The 15,507-nt window shown below is 47.6% G+C and carries 14 protein-coding genes and 1 pseudogene; 4 read left to right on the top strand and 11 right to left on the bottom strand.

The genetic code is table 11. The features are described 5' to 3' along the window. Positions 1-10 precede the first annotated feature (10 nt). Both HAL07_RS01440 and HAL07_RS01435 read left to right on the top strand, forming a co-directional pair. On the top strand, positions 11-1,039 hold the full coding sequence (locus HAL07_RS01440; RefSeq protein WP_053944845.1) for a hypothetical protein: 1,029 nt from the start codon (positions 11-13) through the stop codon (positions 1,037-1,039). Between the two features lie 231 nt (positions 1,040-1,270). Then, on the top strand, positions 1,271-1,642 hold the full coding sequence (locus HAL07_RS01435; protein ID WP_053944844.1) for a Fic family protein: 372 nt from the start codon (positions 1,271-1,273) through the stop codon (positions 1,640-1,642). A gap of 129 nt (positions 1,643-1,771) precedes the next feature. On the opposite strand, the gene HAL07_RS01430 is transcribed toward HAL07_RS01435, so the two are convergent. From HAL07_RS01430 to topA, 6 genes and pseudogenes are all read right to left on the bottom strand, one after another. After that, positions 1,772-2,329 (bottom strand): restriction endonuclease, encoded by a 558-nt coding sequence (locus HAL07_RS01430; RefSeq protein ID WP_082355795.1) that lies wholly within the window; start codon positions 2,327-2,329, stop codon positions 1,772-1,774. After that, positions 2,322-3,245, bottom strand: coding sequence for a restriction endonuclease (locus HAL07_RS01425; RefSeq protein ID WP_053944842.1), 924 nt, complete (start codon positions 3,243-3,245; stop codon positions 2,322-2,324). Before HAL07_RS01425 ends, HAL07_RS01430 begins: the two co-directional genes overlap by 8 nt. Positions 3,246-3,979: 734 nt before the next feature. Then, on the bottom strand, positions 3,980-4,393 hold the full coding sequence (locus HAL07_RS01410) for a U1 small nuclear ribonucleoprotein (protein WP_231624628.1): 414 nt from the start codon (positions 4,391-4,393) through the stop codon (positions 3,980-3,982). Between the two features lie 29 nt (positions 4,394-4,422). Then, positions 4,423-5,001, bottom strand: a complete 579-nt coding sequence (locus HAL07_RS01405; protein ID WP_053941726.1) for a nitrate reductase cytochrome c-type subunit — start codon at positions 4,999-5,001, stop codon at positions 4,423-4,425. A 45-nt stretch (positions 5,002-5,046) separates the two neighbouring features. After that, positions 5,047-5,955, bottom strand: coding sequence for a radical SAM protein (locus HAL07_RS01400; RefSeq protein WP_053944839.1), 909 nt, complete (start codon positions 5,953-5,955; stop codon positions 5,047-5,049). Next, positions 5,948-8,088, bottom strand: a pseudogene (gene topA / locus HAL07_RS01395) (type I DNA topoisomerase). The gene HAL07_RS01400 and the pseudogene topA overlap by 8 nt, the downstream one beginning before the upstream one ends. Before the next feature lie 144 nt (positions 8,089-8,232). Between topA and HAL07_RS01390 the strand changes: the two are divergent. Both HAL07_RS01390 and HAL07_RS01385 read left to right on the top strand, forming a co-directional pair. Beyond that, on the top strand, positions 8,233-9,777 hold the full coding sequence (locus tag HAL07_RS01390) for a flagellin B (protein ID WP_053941728.1): 1,545 nt from the start codon (positions 8,233-8,235) through the stop codon (positions 9,775-9,777). Between the two features lie 5 nt (positions 9,778-9,782). Next, entirely contained in the window at positions 9,783-11,696 is a 1,914-nt protein-coding gene (locus HAL07_RS01385) for a motility associated factor glycosyltransferase family protein (protein WP_053944838.1), read from the top strand. Here HAL07_RS01385 and rseP read toward each other — a convergent pair. From rseP to dapA, 5 genes are read right to left on the bottom strand one after another with little or no spacing between them, the layout of a single operon-like run. Further along, the gene (gene rseP / locus HAL07_RS01380; RefSeq protein WP_053944837.1) at positions 11,659-12,684 is read right to left on the bottom strand and encodes an RIP metalloprotease RseP; all 1,026 of its coding nucleotides are present in this window, start codon (positions 12,682-12,684) and stop codon (positions 11,659-11,661) included. The genes HAL07_RS01385 and rseP overlap by 38 nt on opposite strands. After that, a complete protein-coding gene (gene pgsA, locus HAL07_RS01375; protein WP_053944836.1) occupies positions 12,671-13,240 on the bottom strand; it encodes a CDP-diacylglycerol--glycerol-3-phosphate 3-phosphatidyltransferase in 570 nt (189 codons plus the stop codon). Before pgsA ends, rseP begins: the two co-directional genes overlap by 14 nt. Next, positions 13,237-13,848, bottom strand: coding sequence for a hypothetical protein (locus HAL07_RS01370; protein ID WP_053941732.1), 612 nt, complete (start codon positions 13,846-13,848; stop codon positions 13,237-13,239). Before HAL07_RS01370 ends, pgsA begins: the two co-directional genes overlap by 4 nt. A 6-nt stretch (positions 13,849-13,854) precedes the next feature. Beyond that, on the bottom strand, positions 13,855-14,625 hold the full coding sequence (locus HAL07_RS01365) for an enoyl-ACP reductase (RefSeq protein ID WP_053945030.1): 771 nt from the start codon (positions 14,623-14,625) through the stop codon (positions 13,855-13,857). Between the two features lie 2 nt (positions 14,626-14,627). Then, the gene (gene dapA, locus HAL07_RS01360; RefSeq protein ID WP_053944835.1) at positions 14,628-15,506 is read right to left on the bottom strand and encodes a 4-hydroxy-tetrahydrodipicolinate synthase; all 879 of its coding nucleotides are present in this window, start codon (positions 15,504-15,506) and stop codon (positions 14,628-14,630) included. Position 15,507: the final 1 nt, after the last annotated feature.

Here is a 15,507-nt window from a genome sequence, read left to right as displayed (position 1 = left end):
TGGAGAGAGCATGAAATTACGCTACTACGGCACTTTTACATTGCTGTTTATGGTTGTTGTGGGCTGGTATATCTACAATGCCGACCCGCAAAAATTCCCCGTCAATGTCGCAAACCACACCTTAAACCTACCCATAGCCCTTTGGGTCGTGGGTGTGGTGTTGCTCTTTTTTGTCTTCACCCTGCTGTTTATGCTCAATGGGAGCATCGCCAATTTATGGAGACGCTACCAAGAAAAGCGCGACTTTGAGAAATTAGCCAAGCAAATCATTGACCAAAATACGAGAGAACATTTTATTTTAGAAAAATACAAAAACCCCCGCTTTGCGGCGCTCTCTAAAATCCTCGCCCGCTTTAAATTACAAGCGGACTTAAACAGCCAAGAGAGCGGGTATGAAAAGCTCGATCAACTCTTTAGCCTTTATGCCCGTGTGTCGCAGGCTGAGGATGTGGAGTGGCACAAGTACAATTTAGACCCGAGCAACCCCTTTTACATCCAAAACTTACAAAATAAAATCCATAGCGACCTCAAGCAAGCCCAGCAAATCCTTAAAAAAGAAGGCCACAGCCCCGCTTTAAAACGCCAAGCCCTGATCGACTTGATCCAACGCGGCTCGTTTAAGGAAATCCCCAAAGCCCTTAAGGGAGCGGGCGAGTTGTTGGATAAATCCGTGTTAGAGGTGTTGTTGCGGGCATTTTGGGACAAAAGAGTGGGCATGCAACTCACCGAGATTGCCGACCTTTGCGTGCAAGTGGGGTGCGACAAGCAAGAGTATTTGCAAATGGCCGTGGATGCAAAGACCTTTTTATCCCCCGATGATTGGTATAAATTCTTTGAGCTCTTGGCCGAAAAGGACGAGCAAGCCGAAAAGGCGTTTTTGTATGTGCTCTTAGATTTGGAGATGATCGAGCAGGCCAAAGAGCGCCTAAGCACCCATCCTCAAGACGAGTTTTTGATCATCAAAGCTTATTTGGAGCTCAAAAAATCCGACAAGAACTACCCGTTAAATATATTTTTTGGAATTAAACCGAAGGTTTAATTTGAAGCCGAAGGTTTAATTTGAGACCGAAGGAGAAACCCACAAGGTAGAACCCACAGGGTTTCTTAGACAAAAGAAGCATCCATGCCAAAGCAAAGCATAGACTCCAAACCCCCCACAAAACCCGCTCCTAGACGCAAGAACCCAGCTTTTTGAAAAAATCCAAAGTGGCTACGAGAAACGCCTAGACATCCCCGAAATTTTGGCTGTCTATGAGCGATTGGCACAAAAATGACATTTACCCGACCTTGCAAGAAGCTACACAGCGTGATTTTACAAAAGACAAGGGGCGGGCAAGGGTTTTACCAAAAAGGTTTGGGGTATTTAGAAAGTGCTTTAGCACATATCCAAAATGATGCCTACTGCCCTGCTCTAAGTGCGAAGTGTACCCATTTAATGTTTTCTTGTATGAAATTCCACCCCTTTTTGGATGGCAACAAGCGGGCAGCCCTTGCTCTTGGGGCTTGTTTCTTGATGGGGCATGGCGTGGAGTTAGGAGATTTTGAAAAAGTGTTTGAAGACATTGTGATGGGGGTCGCTGTGGGTGGCATAGACAAAGATTGGCTAGAAACAGCCACCATACAACATATCCACAGCCACTAGCCCTCCCGTCCTTTGATGAGCTTTGGCCTACTTATTATTGAAGGGTTGGAGCAGTTGCTTCGATTTTCTATTTAGGGTTTGTGTTGAGATATAGAGACTACTAATATACATGTACATAGGGAATCCATTTTAGTGGCCTACCTCCACATCCCCAAAAAGCTTTTTTAACTCCTCCGTAAATCCCACAATGGGTTTTAACTCCTTTAAAGACAGGGTAAGCTTGTAATTAGCTTGATTGCCCGGATTCATCGCCACTAATTGCTTTTCTTTGCCATGAATGCGGATGGTGTCCTTGCGTTCTTTGTGCTTGTAGCTGTGGTCTTGCTTTTTGTCAATGATGTAGTAAAGCAAATCGTTGGCCGTGATGCCAAGCAGGATAATGTAGTCGTAATTGTATTTAGGGTTGATCCCATTAAATTGAAATGTGTCCTTTTTTAAACCTTTTCTAGCCGTTTTGATCTCTATTTTTTTTCCTTGTGAGAGCAAATCGTATTCATCGTGAATCACTTCTTTATTGCAATCTAAAGGCAAACAAAGGACTTTAAAAACTTCTTTAACAAACGCCTCCCCAATCTGCCCTATGGCATTGCCTTCAAACTGAAAAATCTTTTCAAACATGCCGGTTTGCTGTTTTTCCTTAATCTCTTCGTATTTGCACTCAATGAGCGTCAATAAAATCTCATGCATTTTCACTAAACCCTTTATCTTTTAAAAGCTGGTAAATGTGCGACTTGCCAATGTGGCGGCAGCCATTTGTAGCCAAAGAGCTGTATTGACACCAATTTGCGTTTAAAAAGAGTGTGTCTAGTTTGTCTTTAGGGGCGTTTTCGTGGTAGATGATGGCGATTCCACTTTTGTAATTCACTTGCCAAAACTCAGGCACAACGGCAGTCTGTCTAAAAAAGGTGCTGGAGAGATAAAAATTTGCTTTTTTCTCAAAAATCCATGCCTTGCCACATTCTCTATTTTTGGCTAAGGACACCGTTACAACCTTGAGTAAATGGCTAAAGGGTTCGCTTTTCTTGTGGCGGTACCAATTAAACTCGCTCTTGGGGTTTTTGTGATTCTTGCTCCAAATCTGAAACACGCAGCTAATATCCTTTTCTTTGCCATTGGCTAGGTAAAAAGAGTTTTTAGGTAGGGGTTGCTCATGCAATAAATGCAAATTTGGCACCCGGTAGCGCACCGACCCCTTGCCCAAACTGGCAAAAAACATGGGCAAGATAAAGGCCACAAACTCCGCACTCTTGGCGTGCTTGATGAACTCTAGGGCTAAAACTCCCCGATGCCCAAAGGGCGGATTGCCGATCACAATTAGGGGCTTTTGGGGCAGCTCCCACTCTAAAAAGTTGGCACAAATCACGCCCTCTTTAGTGGGGTTGATGTCGATTCCAATTTTAGCTTCGGGTAAGAGATCGTAAAAACACCCCTCCCCCACGCTGGGCTCTAGCCAAGTGTATTTGTCTAGGTTTTCGTATTTGGCAATGAACTCTTTAGTGGTGTTAAGCAGCTCTTTGGCGATGGCGGGTTTGGTGTAGTAAGCGTCTAGGTGATTCTTAGCATTTGCTTTCATCACTCCGCCATTGACATATTTTAAGGACATAGACAACCCTTTGTGTTTGCCAAGATTTTAACGAAAGTTGGGGGGAGTGGCAATAAAGTATGGCTTTAAGATACAAAAACTCCACATTTCCATAGGGGTTTAACTTCTAGAGCATTTGAAGATTGTGTGCTTTGGATTGTTTGTGTGGCTTGTGCGGGGTTAGTGTTTTGGCTTGTGTTGGTGTTTGTGCCTTGTAGTAGGGGAGCGTGGCTTTCTTGCAAGGCAGTTAACAAGACTTCTAAATCCTCTAGGGATTTGGCGAGGTTGTTAGCTTGTTCTAAAGCTTGGGGGTTTTGTGTAGCAGAGTTTAGGGCATTTAACGCAGAGTTTGTTTTGACTTTACATTTTTTAAATTGTGCGAGCGAGGTTTCTAACTCTGTGTCGTCCTCTGTGCTTTGGTGGTAGGCGTTTTCTAAAGCTTTGCTGAAAGTGCCGAGCGTGTCTAAAAGCTGGGTGAATTTTACGCTTAAATCCTCTAGCTCTTCTTTAAAGGGGGTTAAATCACCCCCCCATATCCTCCAACACCGATAAAAACAATCTGTGGGTGCGTTTGGTGGCTTTTAACTCTTGGCTTAGGTGATTGTATGCCTGTTGCATGTTTGTCCTTTGTGCTGAAAATAAACAGGGAGTGTAGCAGGGGGGAATGGAAACCTTAAATTTAAAAGTTAGGGTTAGATAAAAGCCTAGGAAACGACCTAACTGAAGTTTGGCGCTCGATAAAAAGCCTATGGCTTTCACCACCAAGGGCCATACATCATGGGCATAGCCCCCATCATAGGATACATGCCCATAGGATACATCCCCATAGGATACATGCCCATTGGATACATTCCATAAGGGCTCATGCCCATAGGATACATCCCCCCCATAGGATACATCATAGGGTTATAGGGGATGTAGCCCGCCCCTGTGGGGGGCAAAGACGATAGCGCAAACTTCCCCCCGTGGGCAAGTTTGACCCCCGCTAAAAAGATATTGTGGAAAGAACCATAACGCACGGGCTTAGATTCTTTGGCGATGTCGCCGTCTTTATTGCCCACGCACTCGTTTTTCATTTCGCCACACTCGTTTAGCGTGTCTATGTCGGGCAGATTGGCATCCACATCTTTAGGCACACCCACCCAACAGCCCCCAAGAAAGGCGGCCACGCTTAAACATTTAAAAGCCCTAAGCGCACTCACTTCGTTTTTGCCTCTTTCTTGGTTAAATCTTTAACCCCCACATCCACCACATCCATAAAATCCGAGCGAAACTCTAATTTTTTATTGCTAAACACGGGTTTGAAGTTGTTCTTCACCAATGGAGCAGCGTTGGCTTGCGGGGCGTGGCACTGGGTGCAGTTAAAGCGGGCATCGCTCACGCTGTGGTTGGGCGTGGGGCGGTTGTGCCTAAAATCGTATAGGTGCGATGCCGGCACAGGGGTTGCCCCCACTGTGCTAGCCACATCGGGCATGTGGCAACCTAGACACTGGTTGCTGTCTTTGGTGATGGGCAACAAGCCCGTGGTGTCGTGTGGGATCATGGGCGGAGCGTTTTCATAGGCCCTTTCAAAGCGCTGACTTTCTCCCGGGGGATTTTTGTGGAAGTTGTAATCCTGCAACTTTAAGCCGCGTTCATCTTCTAGGGGGGCTTTTCTCAAGCCAATTTGCGTATCGCTAAGCAGGGCTTCTTTTTCTGCGGGTTTTTGGCTTGTGTGTTCTAAGGCGTAAAGCCCACCAATGAGGGTTGCAATTGCTAACAAGGCGCGTATTTTCATGGGTATCCTTATGTGTTTTTAAAATTATACCACACAAACAAGGCCTTAAGTGTAGTAGTAAAAATGCATTTGCCCCACTTGCTTGATTTGCAAGAGTCCCGTTTTTTGCAATTCTTGCAATTCTGCTATGTTTAGGTAACAACGCGCTTCCTCTACACTCAAAGGGCGGCACCTTAGCAACTCTAAAAAGGCTTCTTTGGTGCTTTGTACTTGGGTTTGCTCTAAAACCCGCTGGGGCAGACTTAAGGGCAAATCTTGAAAATGGGCGGCCAATTCTTGTAATTTAGTTGTCTCTAGGGGTTTGGCCTTGTAAGCTGGGGGGCGATCGATCGTGCTTAAATCCACGCGCGCCAAGTTGGGCACACGCCTTAAAAAACTTGCCAAGTCCTTAATGTGCACTTCGCTGTCATTCACCCCCGCCACTAACAGCACCTCCGCCACTAAAAACCCCCGATATTTTTGGGCAAAATCTAAAATCCCGTTTAAGATTTTCTCTAAAGAGAGGTCTTTGTGGGGGCGATCGACACGGCTAAAAACCTTCTTGCAAACGGCATCTAAAGAGAATTTGACCATGTTGTAATGCATTAAAGCCTCTTGCACTTCAGGCACACCCAGCCTTGAGCCATTGCTTAAAATCAAAGTTTGCACCCCGCTAGGGACTAAGGCTTGCATTCCTATAATTAACTCTTTTAAATGTGGGTATAGGGTCGGCTCGCCATTAGCAGTTGTGGTGAGTACATTTAGGGGGGTTGTGATCTTCTCTAGAGCACGCTTTAGGGCGTTTAAAAGGAAATCGGGGGGCAAGACATTTTGCATGCGCGCTGTGGGTTTGTGCGCCGTGAGCTCACAATACAAACAATCAAAATTGCACTGCTTGGCTTGTCCGGACACATCAATGCCTAAAGACCACCCAAAGCGGCGGGATTTGAGCGGACCGAAGATGGGGTTAAACAAGTTGCGCCACTTCCTCGCTGAATTTGCACTTTAAGCAGGCATTCACGCTGGGCTTTTTCTTGTAGGGCTTATAGACCATTAAATACCCGCACTTGGGGCAGGGCTTTTCAATGGGCTGGTAGCTGGTTAAAAAGTTGCACTTGGGGTAGTTGTTGCACCCAAAAAACCCCCCTTTTTTACCCCTTTTTTGCACGATTTGCCCCCCACACTCGGGACATTTATGGCTGATGCCCTCCACTTTTGGGGCCTCTTGGCGGATGTTTTTACACTTAGGGTAAGCACTGCAAACGCCCCAAAACGGCCTTTGCGCTCCACCAGCTGGGCTCCACACTGAGGGCAAAAGAGCCCGGTGGGTACGCTCACCTTTTGCGATGCGATCTGTGCCTTCCCCTCCTCAATTTGCCGCATAAAGGGGGTGTAAAACTCCATGAGCATTTGCTGCCAAGAGGCCTTAGAGCTAGCGATCGCGTCTAGCTTGTCTTCTAAGCTGGCACTAAAAGCGGCATCCACAATATTAGTGAAATGTTTTTCTAAAATATCCACCACAACAAAGGCGTTTTGAGTGGGGACAAGTTGCTTTTTTTCTAAGCCGACATAGTCGCGGTTGATGAGAAGAGCGATGGTAGGCGCGTAGGTGCTGGGTCTGCCGATGCCTAGACTCTCTAGGGTTTTGATTAAAGACGCCTCAGAGTAGCGGGGGGGAGCCTCTGTGCTGCACTCTTGGGCTTTGATGTGGTTTAGGCCAATGGCTTGTTTAACTTGCAAAGGGGGCAAGAGCTTATCCTCGCTCTTTTCTTGCAACACTTTTAAGTAGCCCTCAAAAACCATTTTGCGCCCGTTGGCTTTAAAAACGGCGTTTTCGCAGCCAAAATACACGCTTTGTTGCTCAAAAAGGGCATCGGCCATTTGCGAAGCCAAGAAGCGCTGGTAAATCAAGGTGTAGAGTCTATGCTCCTCTGGCTTTAAATACTCTTTAGCTAGAGCGGGGGTGAAGTTTAAATTTGTGGGGCGGATCGCCTCGTGCGCCTCTTGGGCGGCTTTATTCTTAGAAGTGTAGGTTTTAGGGGTCTTGGGTAGATACTTAGACCCATAGGTGTTTTTAATGAACTCTTTGGCTGCCTCTTTGGCCTCTTTGGCGGTGTGTAGGCTATCTGTGCGCATGTAAGTGATGACCCCGCTCACCCCCTCTGGAGTTGCCACACCCTCATAAAGTTTTTGGGCGATTCCCATTGTTTTAGAGGGGCCATAGCCTAAGTTTGTCGATGCGCTTTGTTGCAAAGTGGAGGTCATAAAGGGGGGCGGGCTGGGGGAAACTTTATTTTTTTGTACCACCTCTTGGACGCTAAAGCTTTGCTCTTTAAGAAAGGCGCACATGCTTAACGCCTCCTCTTTGTCTTTGATGCTTTGCTTTTTAACTTTTGCGCCCTTGTAGGTGTCTAAGCTAGCCTCTATACCCTCAAAATCGCCCTCAATGTTGTAGTAAATGACGGGCTTAAAGGCTTTAATTTCTCTTTCTCTATCGACCACGATTTTAAGCGCCGCGCTTTGCACCCGCCCCGCACTCATCCCCCTTGAGATTTTATGCGCCAAGAGCGCGCTTAAACTAAAGCCCACGATGCGATCTAAGAGTCGTCTTGCTAATTGGGCATTGATTTTTAAGACATCTAGGGTTTTAGGGTTTTCTAGGGCGTGCAAAATGGCGGACTTGGTGATCTCGTGAAAGACAATGCGCGGGAGCGTGAAAATGGGGTTATTGGTGGGTTGCTTGGTTTGATTCTCTAGGTCGGCAATCTCTTGGGTGGTGCTAGATTTTTTCGCCTTGTTTTGGTGCTCTTTGATCAAGTAGGCGATGTGATAGCCGATCGCCTCGCCCTCTCTATCTTCATCGGTGGCGATGTAAATTTGCGTCGCGCTCTTGGCAAGGCTTAAAATTTTGGCGACAATGTCCTCGTGGTCCTTACACACGGCATATCTGGGGTAGAATTTGTCCTCTTGGATACTAATGCCCATGGCGTATTTGCTTAAATCTCTAACATGCCCCTTAGAGGCGATGACTTGGTAGCTCGAGTCTAAGAAGTGGGCGATGGTTTTGGCTTTTGTGGGGGACTCTACAATAATGAGCTTTTTTTGCATGCAAAACTCTCTAATAATGAAATCTCTGATTGCAGGTGGCATTATAGAATATTTTTAAGCGCTTTCTTGCTTAAAACCCAAAGTTTAAAAAATGGAACAGACCTTGCTTAGTTGCTGGCATAACAATTAGCAAAGGATGCAAAGATGAGTTTTCGGATCAATACAAATGTCGCCGCTTTAAATGCACACACCATCGGGGTGCGCAACAATAGAGATTTAGCCAGCTCTTTAGAGAAGTTAAGCTCAGGGCTACGCATCAACAAAGCAGCAGATGACGCTTCAGGGATGGCCATCGCCGATAGTTTGCGCAGCCAAAGTGCGAGTTTGGGACAAGCCATCAAAAATGCAAACGATGCGATCGGGATTGTCCAAACCGCCGATAAAGCAATGGATGAGCAGATTAAAATCCTTGACACAGTGAAAACCAAAGCAGTGCAAGCGGCGCAAGATGGCCAGACCACTGAAACCAGAAAAGCGTTGCAAAGCGATATTTTGCGGCTTTTAGAAGAATTAGACAACATCGCCAACACGACCAGCTTTAACGGGCAACAGCTCTTGGCGGGCAGTTTCTCTAACAAAGAGTTTCAAATCGGGGCTTACTCTAACACCACAATCAAGGCCTCCATTGGGCCCACTGGCTCGGATAAAATCGGACATGTGCGCTTTGAAACCTCAGGGATGGATCGCGATGGCATGGAGGTGAGCGCGGGCGCACACAATCTACAAGAGGTGACCCTAAATTTTAAACAGGCCAATGGTGTGAATGACTTTAAATTAGAGTCAGTTAAAATCTCCACTAGTGCGGGCACGGGGCTTGGGGCACTGGTAGAGGTGATCAACAAAAACTCCAACACTTTGGGCGTGCGCGCCACAGCCACAGTGATTGGCACAGGGGGGGTGGCTGTACAGTCGGGCACGGTAAGGGGGCTCACCATCAATGGAGTGCTCATCGGCAATATCAATGATGTGAAGAAAAACGACCGCGATGGACGACTCATCAACGCCATCAACTCCGTTAAAGAGCGCACGGGCGTAGAAGCCTACATCGACATTGCAGGGCGCATTAACTTAAAATCTGTCGATGGGCGGGCCATTGCCGTACACGCTGTCAGTGCTTCTGGCCATGTCTTTGGGGGAGGGAATTTTGCGGGCATTTCAGGCAACGCACATGCTATTGTGGGGCGCTTGACTTTAATCAAGCAAGACGCTAGAGACATCGTCATCAGTGGGATCAATTACAGCCACATCGGGTTACACTCTGCGCAGGGTATTGCCGAATACACCGTGAATTTGCGGGCTGTGCGGGGAGTCTTTGATGCGAATGTGGCGAGTGCGAGCGGGGGCAACGCCAATGCCGCCCAAGCCAAGTTAAACTTTAAAGGCATTGGTGCAGGTGTAACGAGCTTGCGCGGGGCGATGGTGGTGATGGACATGGCCGAGAGTGCCCGCACGCAATTAGACAAAATCCGCTCAGACCTAGGTTCGGTGCAAATGGAGTTGGTAACCACCATCAACAACATCTCTGTAACACAGGTCAATGTGAAAGCCGCCGAATCGCAAATTAGAGATGTGGATTTTGCCGAAGAAAGTGCCAGCTTCTCTAAATACAACATCTTGGCACAATCTGGTAGCTTTGCGATGGCACAAGCCAATGCGGTGCAACAAAATGTCCTACGGCTCTTGCAATAGTGGGCATGCCCTCGATCTACGAGACCAATTTAGAAGCTCTGCGGCTAAGAGACCCCCTTTTAGCCCAGCGCCTTTTAGGGGTGCAAAGCAATACGAAATATGAAGTCTTCATGCAACAAGACGACTTCAACATCATTGACACCGACACTAACACCCCAATTTTTGCCCACAAACCCCTAGAAGAAAATCTACAAAAATTTAAAGGCCTAAGCCATTATGCTTACACCCCCTATTTGTATTTTTATGGCGCGGGCAATGGTGTTTTATTTAGACTCTTGCTCGCCTACGATCAGATCAAGCGCATCGTCATCATCGAGCCCGAGGTTGAAATTTTATTCATCATCTTTAATCTCCTAGACTTTAGCGAGGAGATCAAAACCGACCGATTGATCTTTCTCTTGCAAAGCGCGTGTTCTTATCAAATGATCGCGTCTTTGTTCAACATGGATAAAAAAGCTTGTTTGTATGCAAAGGTCTTTGAGTTACACATCACTTACCCCTATTATGAACGCTACATGCAAGAGGTCCAGCGCATCAATGCAGACTTTACCAAAGCCCTAGAAAACGCCGCCATCGGCGTGGGCAATGACGCAAGGGACGCGATCATCGGCATCAAACACCATGTGGCTAACTTGCCCTATGTGCTCAAAAGTCCCACCTTGCTAGACCTGCTCTCTTCCTTAAAGAAGCGCAACGCCACACATAACACGGCGATCATCGTTTCCACGGGGCCTAGTCTAAACAAACAATTACCCCTACTTAAAGAAATCGCGCCCTTTGCCACGCTTTTTTGCATAGACGCGTCTTTTCCCATTTTAGCCAAAGAGGGCATCAAGCCCGATTTGGTCTTTTCTTTAGAGCGGGTAGAAGCCACGGCGAAGTTTTACACCGACACGCCCAAAGAGGCCCAAGAGGGTGTGATCTTTGCGATCACTTCCATTGTGCATCCCACACTGCACCAAGCGATCACAAAGGGCATCAAGCAATTTAGCCTACGCCCCTTTGGCTACACCAGTTTATTTGGCCTGCACGAGTATGGCTATTTAGGCATTGGCATGAGTGCGGCAAACATGGCTTACGAGCTGGTGGTGCATGCGCGCTTTGCGCGTTGTATTTTCATCGGGCAGGATTTGAGCTTTGGGGCCAATGGGCATAGCCACGCTCTTGGGGCTTTATATGGGGCAGATGAGATCGCGCCCAAAGAGGCGGGCTCAAAGGTTTTTACCCCTGCTTATGGGGGGCGTGGGGTCGTAGAGACCACAAGGATATGGAAGCTCTTTTTAGACTTCTTTGAAAAGGACATTTACCACACCCCCTATTCACTAGAAGTCATCAATGCCACAGAAGGCGGGGCACGCATCCAAGGCACGCTAGAATTGCCCTTTAAAGAGGCAATAGAGAGGGTGCGCTCTGATTGTAACCTTGCGCCTAAAACCCCTTTGCAACTCACCCCTCCAAGCCCTTCAATGAGCGCCCAAAAACTTAAAGCCGCCCACGAAATGTGCCTAGATGTGCTGGATTACTCCAAGCTGTGCAAAGAGCGCATTGAAGCGCTGTTTTTAGAAGTTGCCCCTTTTTTAGAGCATGTAGAAGAGCTGAATAAAAAAGCGCAGTTGGAGAGTCTAGATTTAGACAAGTTAGAGGAGCTGAGTCAAAAAATCAACGACATTAAGGGCTTGTTTGACGAGCCCGAGTTTAATTATTGCTTCAACGATGCGATCCAATCTTACATTTTTCACCAAGAGTTAGACATCGCCAAAATCGTGGTAAAGCCCACGCCCACGAAGGAAGAATTGCAGGCCAAGCAACTAGATTGGATTTACGCCCATAAGTATTGGCTCTTTAGCTTAGCCGGGGGGATTGATTGCGTGATGGAGGTGATTAAGCAGGCTTTGCAAACATGGCCACAAGATCGTTAAACAACCCAAGCCCCATCAAAGCCCCCAAAAAGGCAAAGCCCAAAGCGTTTAGGGTTTGCACTTGCTTGGCCGAAAAGGTGTAGCGGCTCAATTTTTCTACCCACAACAAGGCGAGCTGTCCGCCATCAAGCAGGGGGATGGGGAGCAAATTTAAGAGCCCCAGGTTAATGGAGATAAACCCCACGCTCAAAAGCCACATTTCTAGCCCGCTTTGGTGCGCCAAAAAGCCCACGATCCCCACAACGGAATTGACATTTGAAAGGGGCAAAACCCCCGTGATGAGTTTGATTAAGCCCTGAAAAGTGAGCGCAATTAAATGGGCGCATTGTGCTAAAGCGTGTTGCAGGGCTTCTAGCAAGTTGTAGTGGGCGTAAAAGGTTTGTTGGCTGGATTTAATGCCTAAAACCTTAATTAAAATGGGTTGGTTAAACGCGTCTTTGGTGGGCATTTCTTTAAGGGTTAGGGGCAGGTTTAGAATCTGCGCCCCTCTTTGTAGGCGCACCACGACCGACAGACTCTTAGAGCTTATCACCGCCTTTTGCAAGTCTTCAAAACTCTTTATGGGGGTGTCGTTGAGGGTTAAAATGCGATCGCCTATTTTAAGCGCACTTGTAGCGGGCATGTTAGGCATCACCTGCCCGACTATGGGTTCTAGGCGTTCTTGGGGCAAGAGCGCTAAAATGGCGCACAGCACAAAGGCGAGCAAGAAGTTAAAAAGCGGACCCCCCAGCAACACCAAACTTTTTTGCCAAAGGGGTTTAGACAAATACCCATCGTTGCCCTCTTGCTTTAAACTCACATACCCGCCTAGCGGAATGAGAGATAGAGCGTATTCGGTGTTGTTATGGGTTCTTTTAAACAGCTTTGTCCCAAAGCCAAGGCTAAAAACTTCTACGCCAATCTGACAAGCCCTAGCTAGGATAAAATGCCCACACTCGTGAAAGAGCACCACAAAGCCCAAGACTAAAAGGGCTTCAAATATCCCCATTTTGCACCATTTTACAATACTTTAGCACATAATCTAGCCCTGAATACAGAGTTGTAAACACCGCCACCGCCATTAAGCAATCGCCCAGCGCCACCCCGCCTAAGCGCACATTTAAAAACAAAACGACAATCGCGCACATTTGTAAAAAGGTTTTGTACTTGCCCCACTGGCTCACGGCGATGCTTTGCCCGTGATTGGATACAGACATTCTAAGCCCGGCGATGAAAAATTCCCGCCCCAAAATGACAAACACCACCCACGCACTGATGCGCCCAAGTGCTAAAAGCCCTAAAAAGGCCGCAAGGATGAGGATTTTATCGGCCAGCGGGTCAAAGATTTCGCCAAACAGGGTTTTTAAATGGTAGTTGCGGGCGATGTAGCCATCTAAAAAGTCCGTGCAGCCTGCGAGGGCAAATAAACATGCGCTGGTGTAGTTTAGCCCCACTGACGAGATTTTAAACCACTGGCTGGCGTGCAAAATCAAAAAGAGCAGGCACACAGAGAGCAGGATACGCAAAATCGTTAGGGTGTTGGGGATTTGTTTAGTCCATTTCATGGGGTGTTGATTTGTTTGAGCCTAAAGAAACCCATAAAGATCATGCCCCACCCCACGAGCATGCCCACCAAAAACAACAAGCTAAAGAGAATCAAAGCCCCACGGCTGATCCCCACAATGAAGAGCAAGAGAGTTAAGCAAAAACCCAAGAGCAAAATCCCCTGTCTAAAAAAACGCTCATCAGTAACGCGACTCAACTCACAAAAAAGCTTGTAGGAATAATAGGCATAGAGGAAAAAAGTGATGATCTTAAAATTAAAAAGCTGGGTGATGCTGGCTTGGGGCATCACAAGCAAAAGGAACAAAGAGAGCAGGGCATCGGCGATGTAGGGGAAGGCGATGCAACGAAAAATCAACAGATTGCGCCCCACTTTGGCAAGCTTGTAGTAGCCAAAAATTTGGCACGCAAACATGGCCAGCCATACGAGGAAATAAAACCCCACGGCGCTAGGGCTTAGGGCTTTAAAATCGGGGGTTACGCTCTTTTGTAAAAAAGCGATGGCTCCCAAGGCGGTTGCGCCTAAGAGCAAAACTAAGAGAATATGGGAACACAAAATGGCTCTTCTGGCCACCTGCAATTCAGCATTTTCGTGGATGTAAATAGTCATCAATCTTCATTTAAAAGTGGTGCCCCCATCGACCACAATGGTCTGCCCTGTAAGCCATGCGCTTTGCTCGGGGTCGCACAAGAAATACACCGCCCCGGCTAGGTCGGTGGGGTTGCCCATGCGTTTTAGAGGGGATTGCTCCTCCACTTTGGCTTTGATCTCAGTGTAATCGGGGAAGGCTTTGAGCGCATCCGTGTCGATGGGCCCGCCACTCACGGCATTCACCCTAATGCCAAATTCGCCCAAATCCACAGCGGCGTATTTGACCATCGTTTCGACCGCATTTTTAGAATTGCCATGCCCGGCGTAATTGGGCATATAAACTAGGTTGCCCGTAGAGCTTAAGGACACAATCGCGCCCCCGCCCACAAGTTTCATGCGTTTAGCCGCCTCTTGCGCCCCCACCACAAAGGCTAAGACCGTGGCGGTGTAGATGTTGTTTAGACCTTTAGGTTTAAGACGCATAAAAGGGGCAAACCCGCCCACCACAGAGCGCCCATAAATGATCGCATTAGACACGAAGCAATCCACCCGCTCAAAGTCGGCATCGACCTGTTTAAAAAGCTCGATGTATTGTTCGGGTTCTAAAATGTCTAGGCGGTAGTGTTTGGCTCTGACGCGGTGGTTTGTCTCAATGTCGGCGGCGATCTTGGCGGCTTCTTCTTCGTTTTTATTGTAGGTGAAGGCCACATTGACCCCATTTTGTGCGAATCGGTACAAAATGGCCTTGCCAATGCCTCTTGTCGCCCCGCTGATGACTAAAGTCTTGCCCTGCATACTCATTTCAATACCTCATAATTTTCTAAGATCGTTTCTAAAAAGCGCATATTTTCGTGGCTAGGCGGCACCAAGGGCAGGCGATAAACTAGGTGTTCTAGCAAGCCTGCCATGTGCAAGCAAGCCTTGATGGGGATGGGATTGCTCTCGCAAAAAAGTGCGCCATTGATGGCGTATAATTCGTTGTGGATTTTCTGCCCGCTGGCTAGATCGCCTTGTAAATTTGCCCGAACAAGAGCAGAGATTTTATCAGGCAAAAGATTGCCCGTAACCGAGATCACCCCCACGCCCCCGCTTGCCATGATGATGTGGTTTAATTTGTCCTCTCCGCTGTAAATTTGCATTTCAGGGGCGAAGTGGGAGAAATCCACGAGCCTTTGGGCCTGCCCTGAAGCTTCTTTAATGCCAACAATGTTAGGCACTTCGTTAAAAAGTTTTACCGCCGTTTCCACGGCAATTTGTGTGCCCGTGCGGGCGGGGACATCGTATAAGATTAAGGGGATTTGCACGGCGTTAGCGATGGCTTTGTAATGCTCGAATAAGCCCTGCTGTGTGGGGCGGTTGTAATAGGGGCTCACGCACAAGAGCGCATCCGCGCCTGCTTTTTGGGCAAACTTAGCCAACATGATCGACTCGCTCGTGGCGTTGCTGCCCACTCCGGCTAGGACTTTCACGCCTTTGGGCTTACAAACCTCTAGGGCAATCTCGATGCAACGCATGTGCTCCTCGTGGCTCAAGGTCGCCGACTCGCCCGTGGTGCCTGTGGGAACACAAGCGTCCATGCCCAGCCTAATTTGCCTTTCTATAAGAGAAGCAAAAGTTGCCTCATCGACCTTTAAATCCGGCTTAAAGGGGGTGATTAGAGCACTTAAGGCGTGCATG

Origin of the sequence: Helicobacter ailurogastricus, assembly GCF_001282945.1 — a bacterium.
GTDB lineage: Bacteria > Campylobacterota > Campylobacteria > Campylobacterales > Helicobacteraceae > Helicobacter > Helicobacter ailurogastricus.
This window is presented reverse-complemented; position numbering and strand designations above follow the sequence as displayed.

Excerpts from the sequence above, each read along its gene's own strand:
- HAL07_RS01405 (WP_053941726.1), bottom strand. The coding sequence starts at position 5,001 with ATGAAAATACGCGCCTTGTTAGCAATTGCAACCCTCATTGGTGGGCTT.
- HAL07_RS01365 (WP_053945030.1), bottom strand. The coding sequence starts at position 14,625 with ATGCAGGGCAAGACTTTAGTCATCAGCGGGGCGACAAGAGGCATTGGC.
- HAL07_RS01435 (WP_053944844.1), top strand. The coding sequence starts at position 1,271 with ATGACATTTACCCGACCTTGCAAGAAGCTACACAGCGTGATTTTACAA.
- HAL07_RS01430 (WP_082355795.1), bottom strand. The coding sequence starts at position 2,329 with ATGCATGAGATTTTATTGACGCTCATTGAGTGCAAATACGAAGAGATT.
- pgsA (WP_053944836.1), bottom strand. The coding sequence starts at position 13,240 with ATGAAATGGACTAAACAAATCCCCAACACCCTAACGATTTTGCGTATC.
- HAL07_RS01385 (WP_053944838.1), top strand. The coding sequence starts at position 9,783 with ATGCCCTCGATCTACGAGACCAATTTAGAAGCTCTGCGGCTAAGAGAC.
- HAL07_RS01390 (WP_053941728.1), top strand. The coding sequence starts at position 8,233 with ATGAGTTTTCGGATCAATACAAATGTCGCCGCTTTAAATGCACACACC.
- rseP (WP_053944837.1), bottom strand. The coding sequence starts at position 12,684 with ATGGGGATATTTGAAGCCCTTTTAGTCTTGGGCTTTGTGGTGCTCTTT.
- HAL07_RS01425 (WP_053944842.1), bottom strand. The coding sequence starts at position 3,245 with ATGTCCTTAAAATATGTCAATGGCGGAGTGATGAAAGCAAATGCTAAG.
- HAL07_RS01440 (WP_053944845.1), top strand. The coding sequence starts at position 11 with ATGAAATTACGCTACTACGGCACTTTTACATTGCTGTTTATGGTTGTT.
- HAL07_RS01370 (WP_053941732.1), bottom strand. The coding sequence starts at position 13,848 with ATGACTATTTACATCCACGAAAATGCTGAATTGCAGGTGGCCAGAAGA.
- dapA (WP_053944835.1), bottom strand. The coding sequence starts at position 15,506 with ATGCACGCCTTAAGTGCTCTAATCACCCCCTTTAAGCCGGATTTAAAG.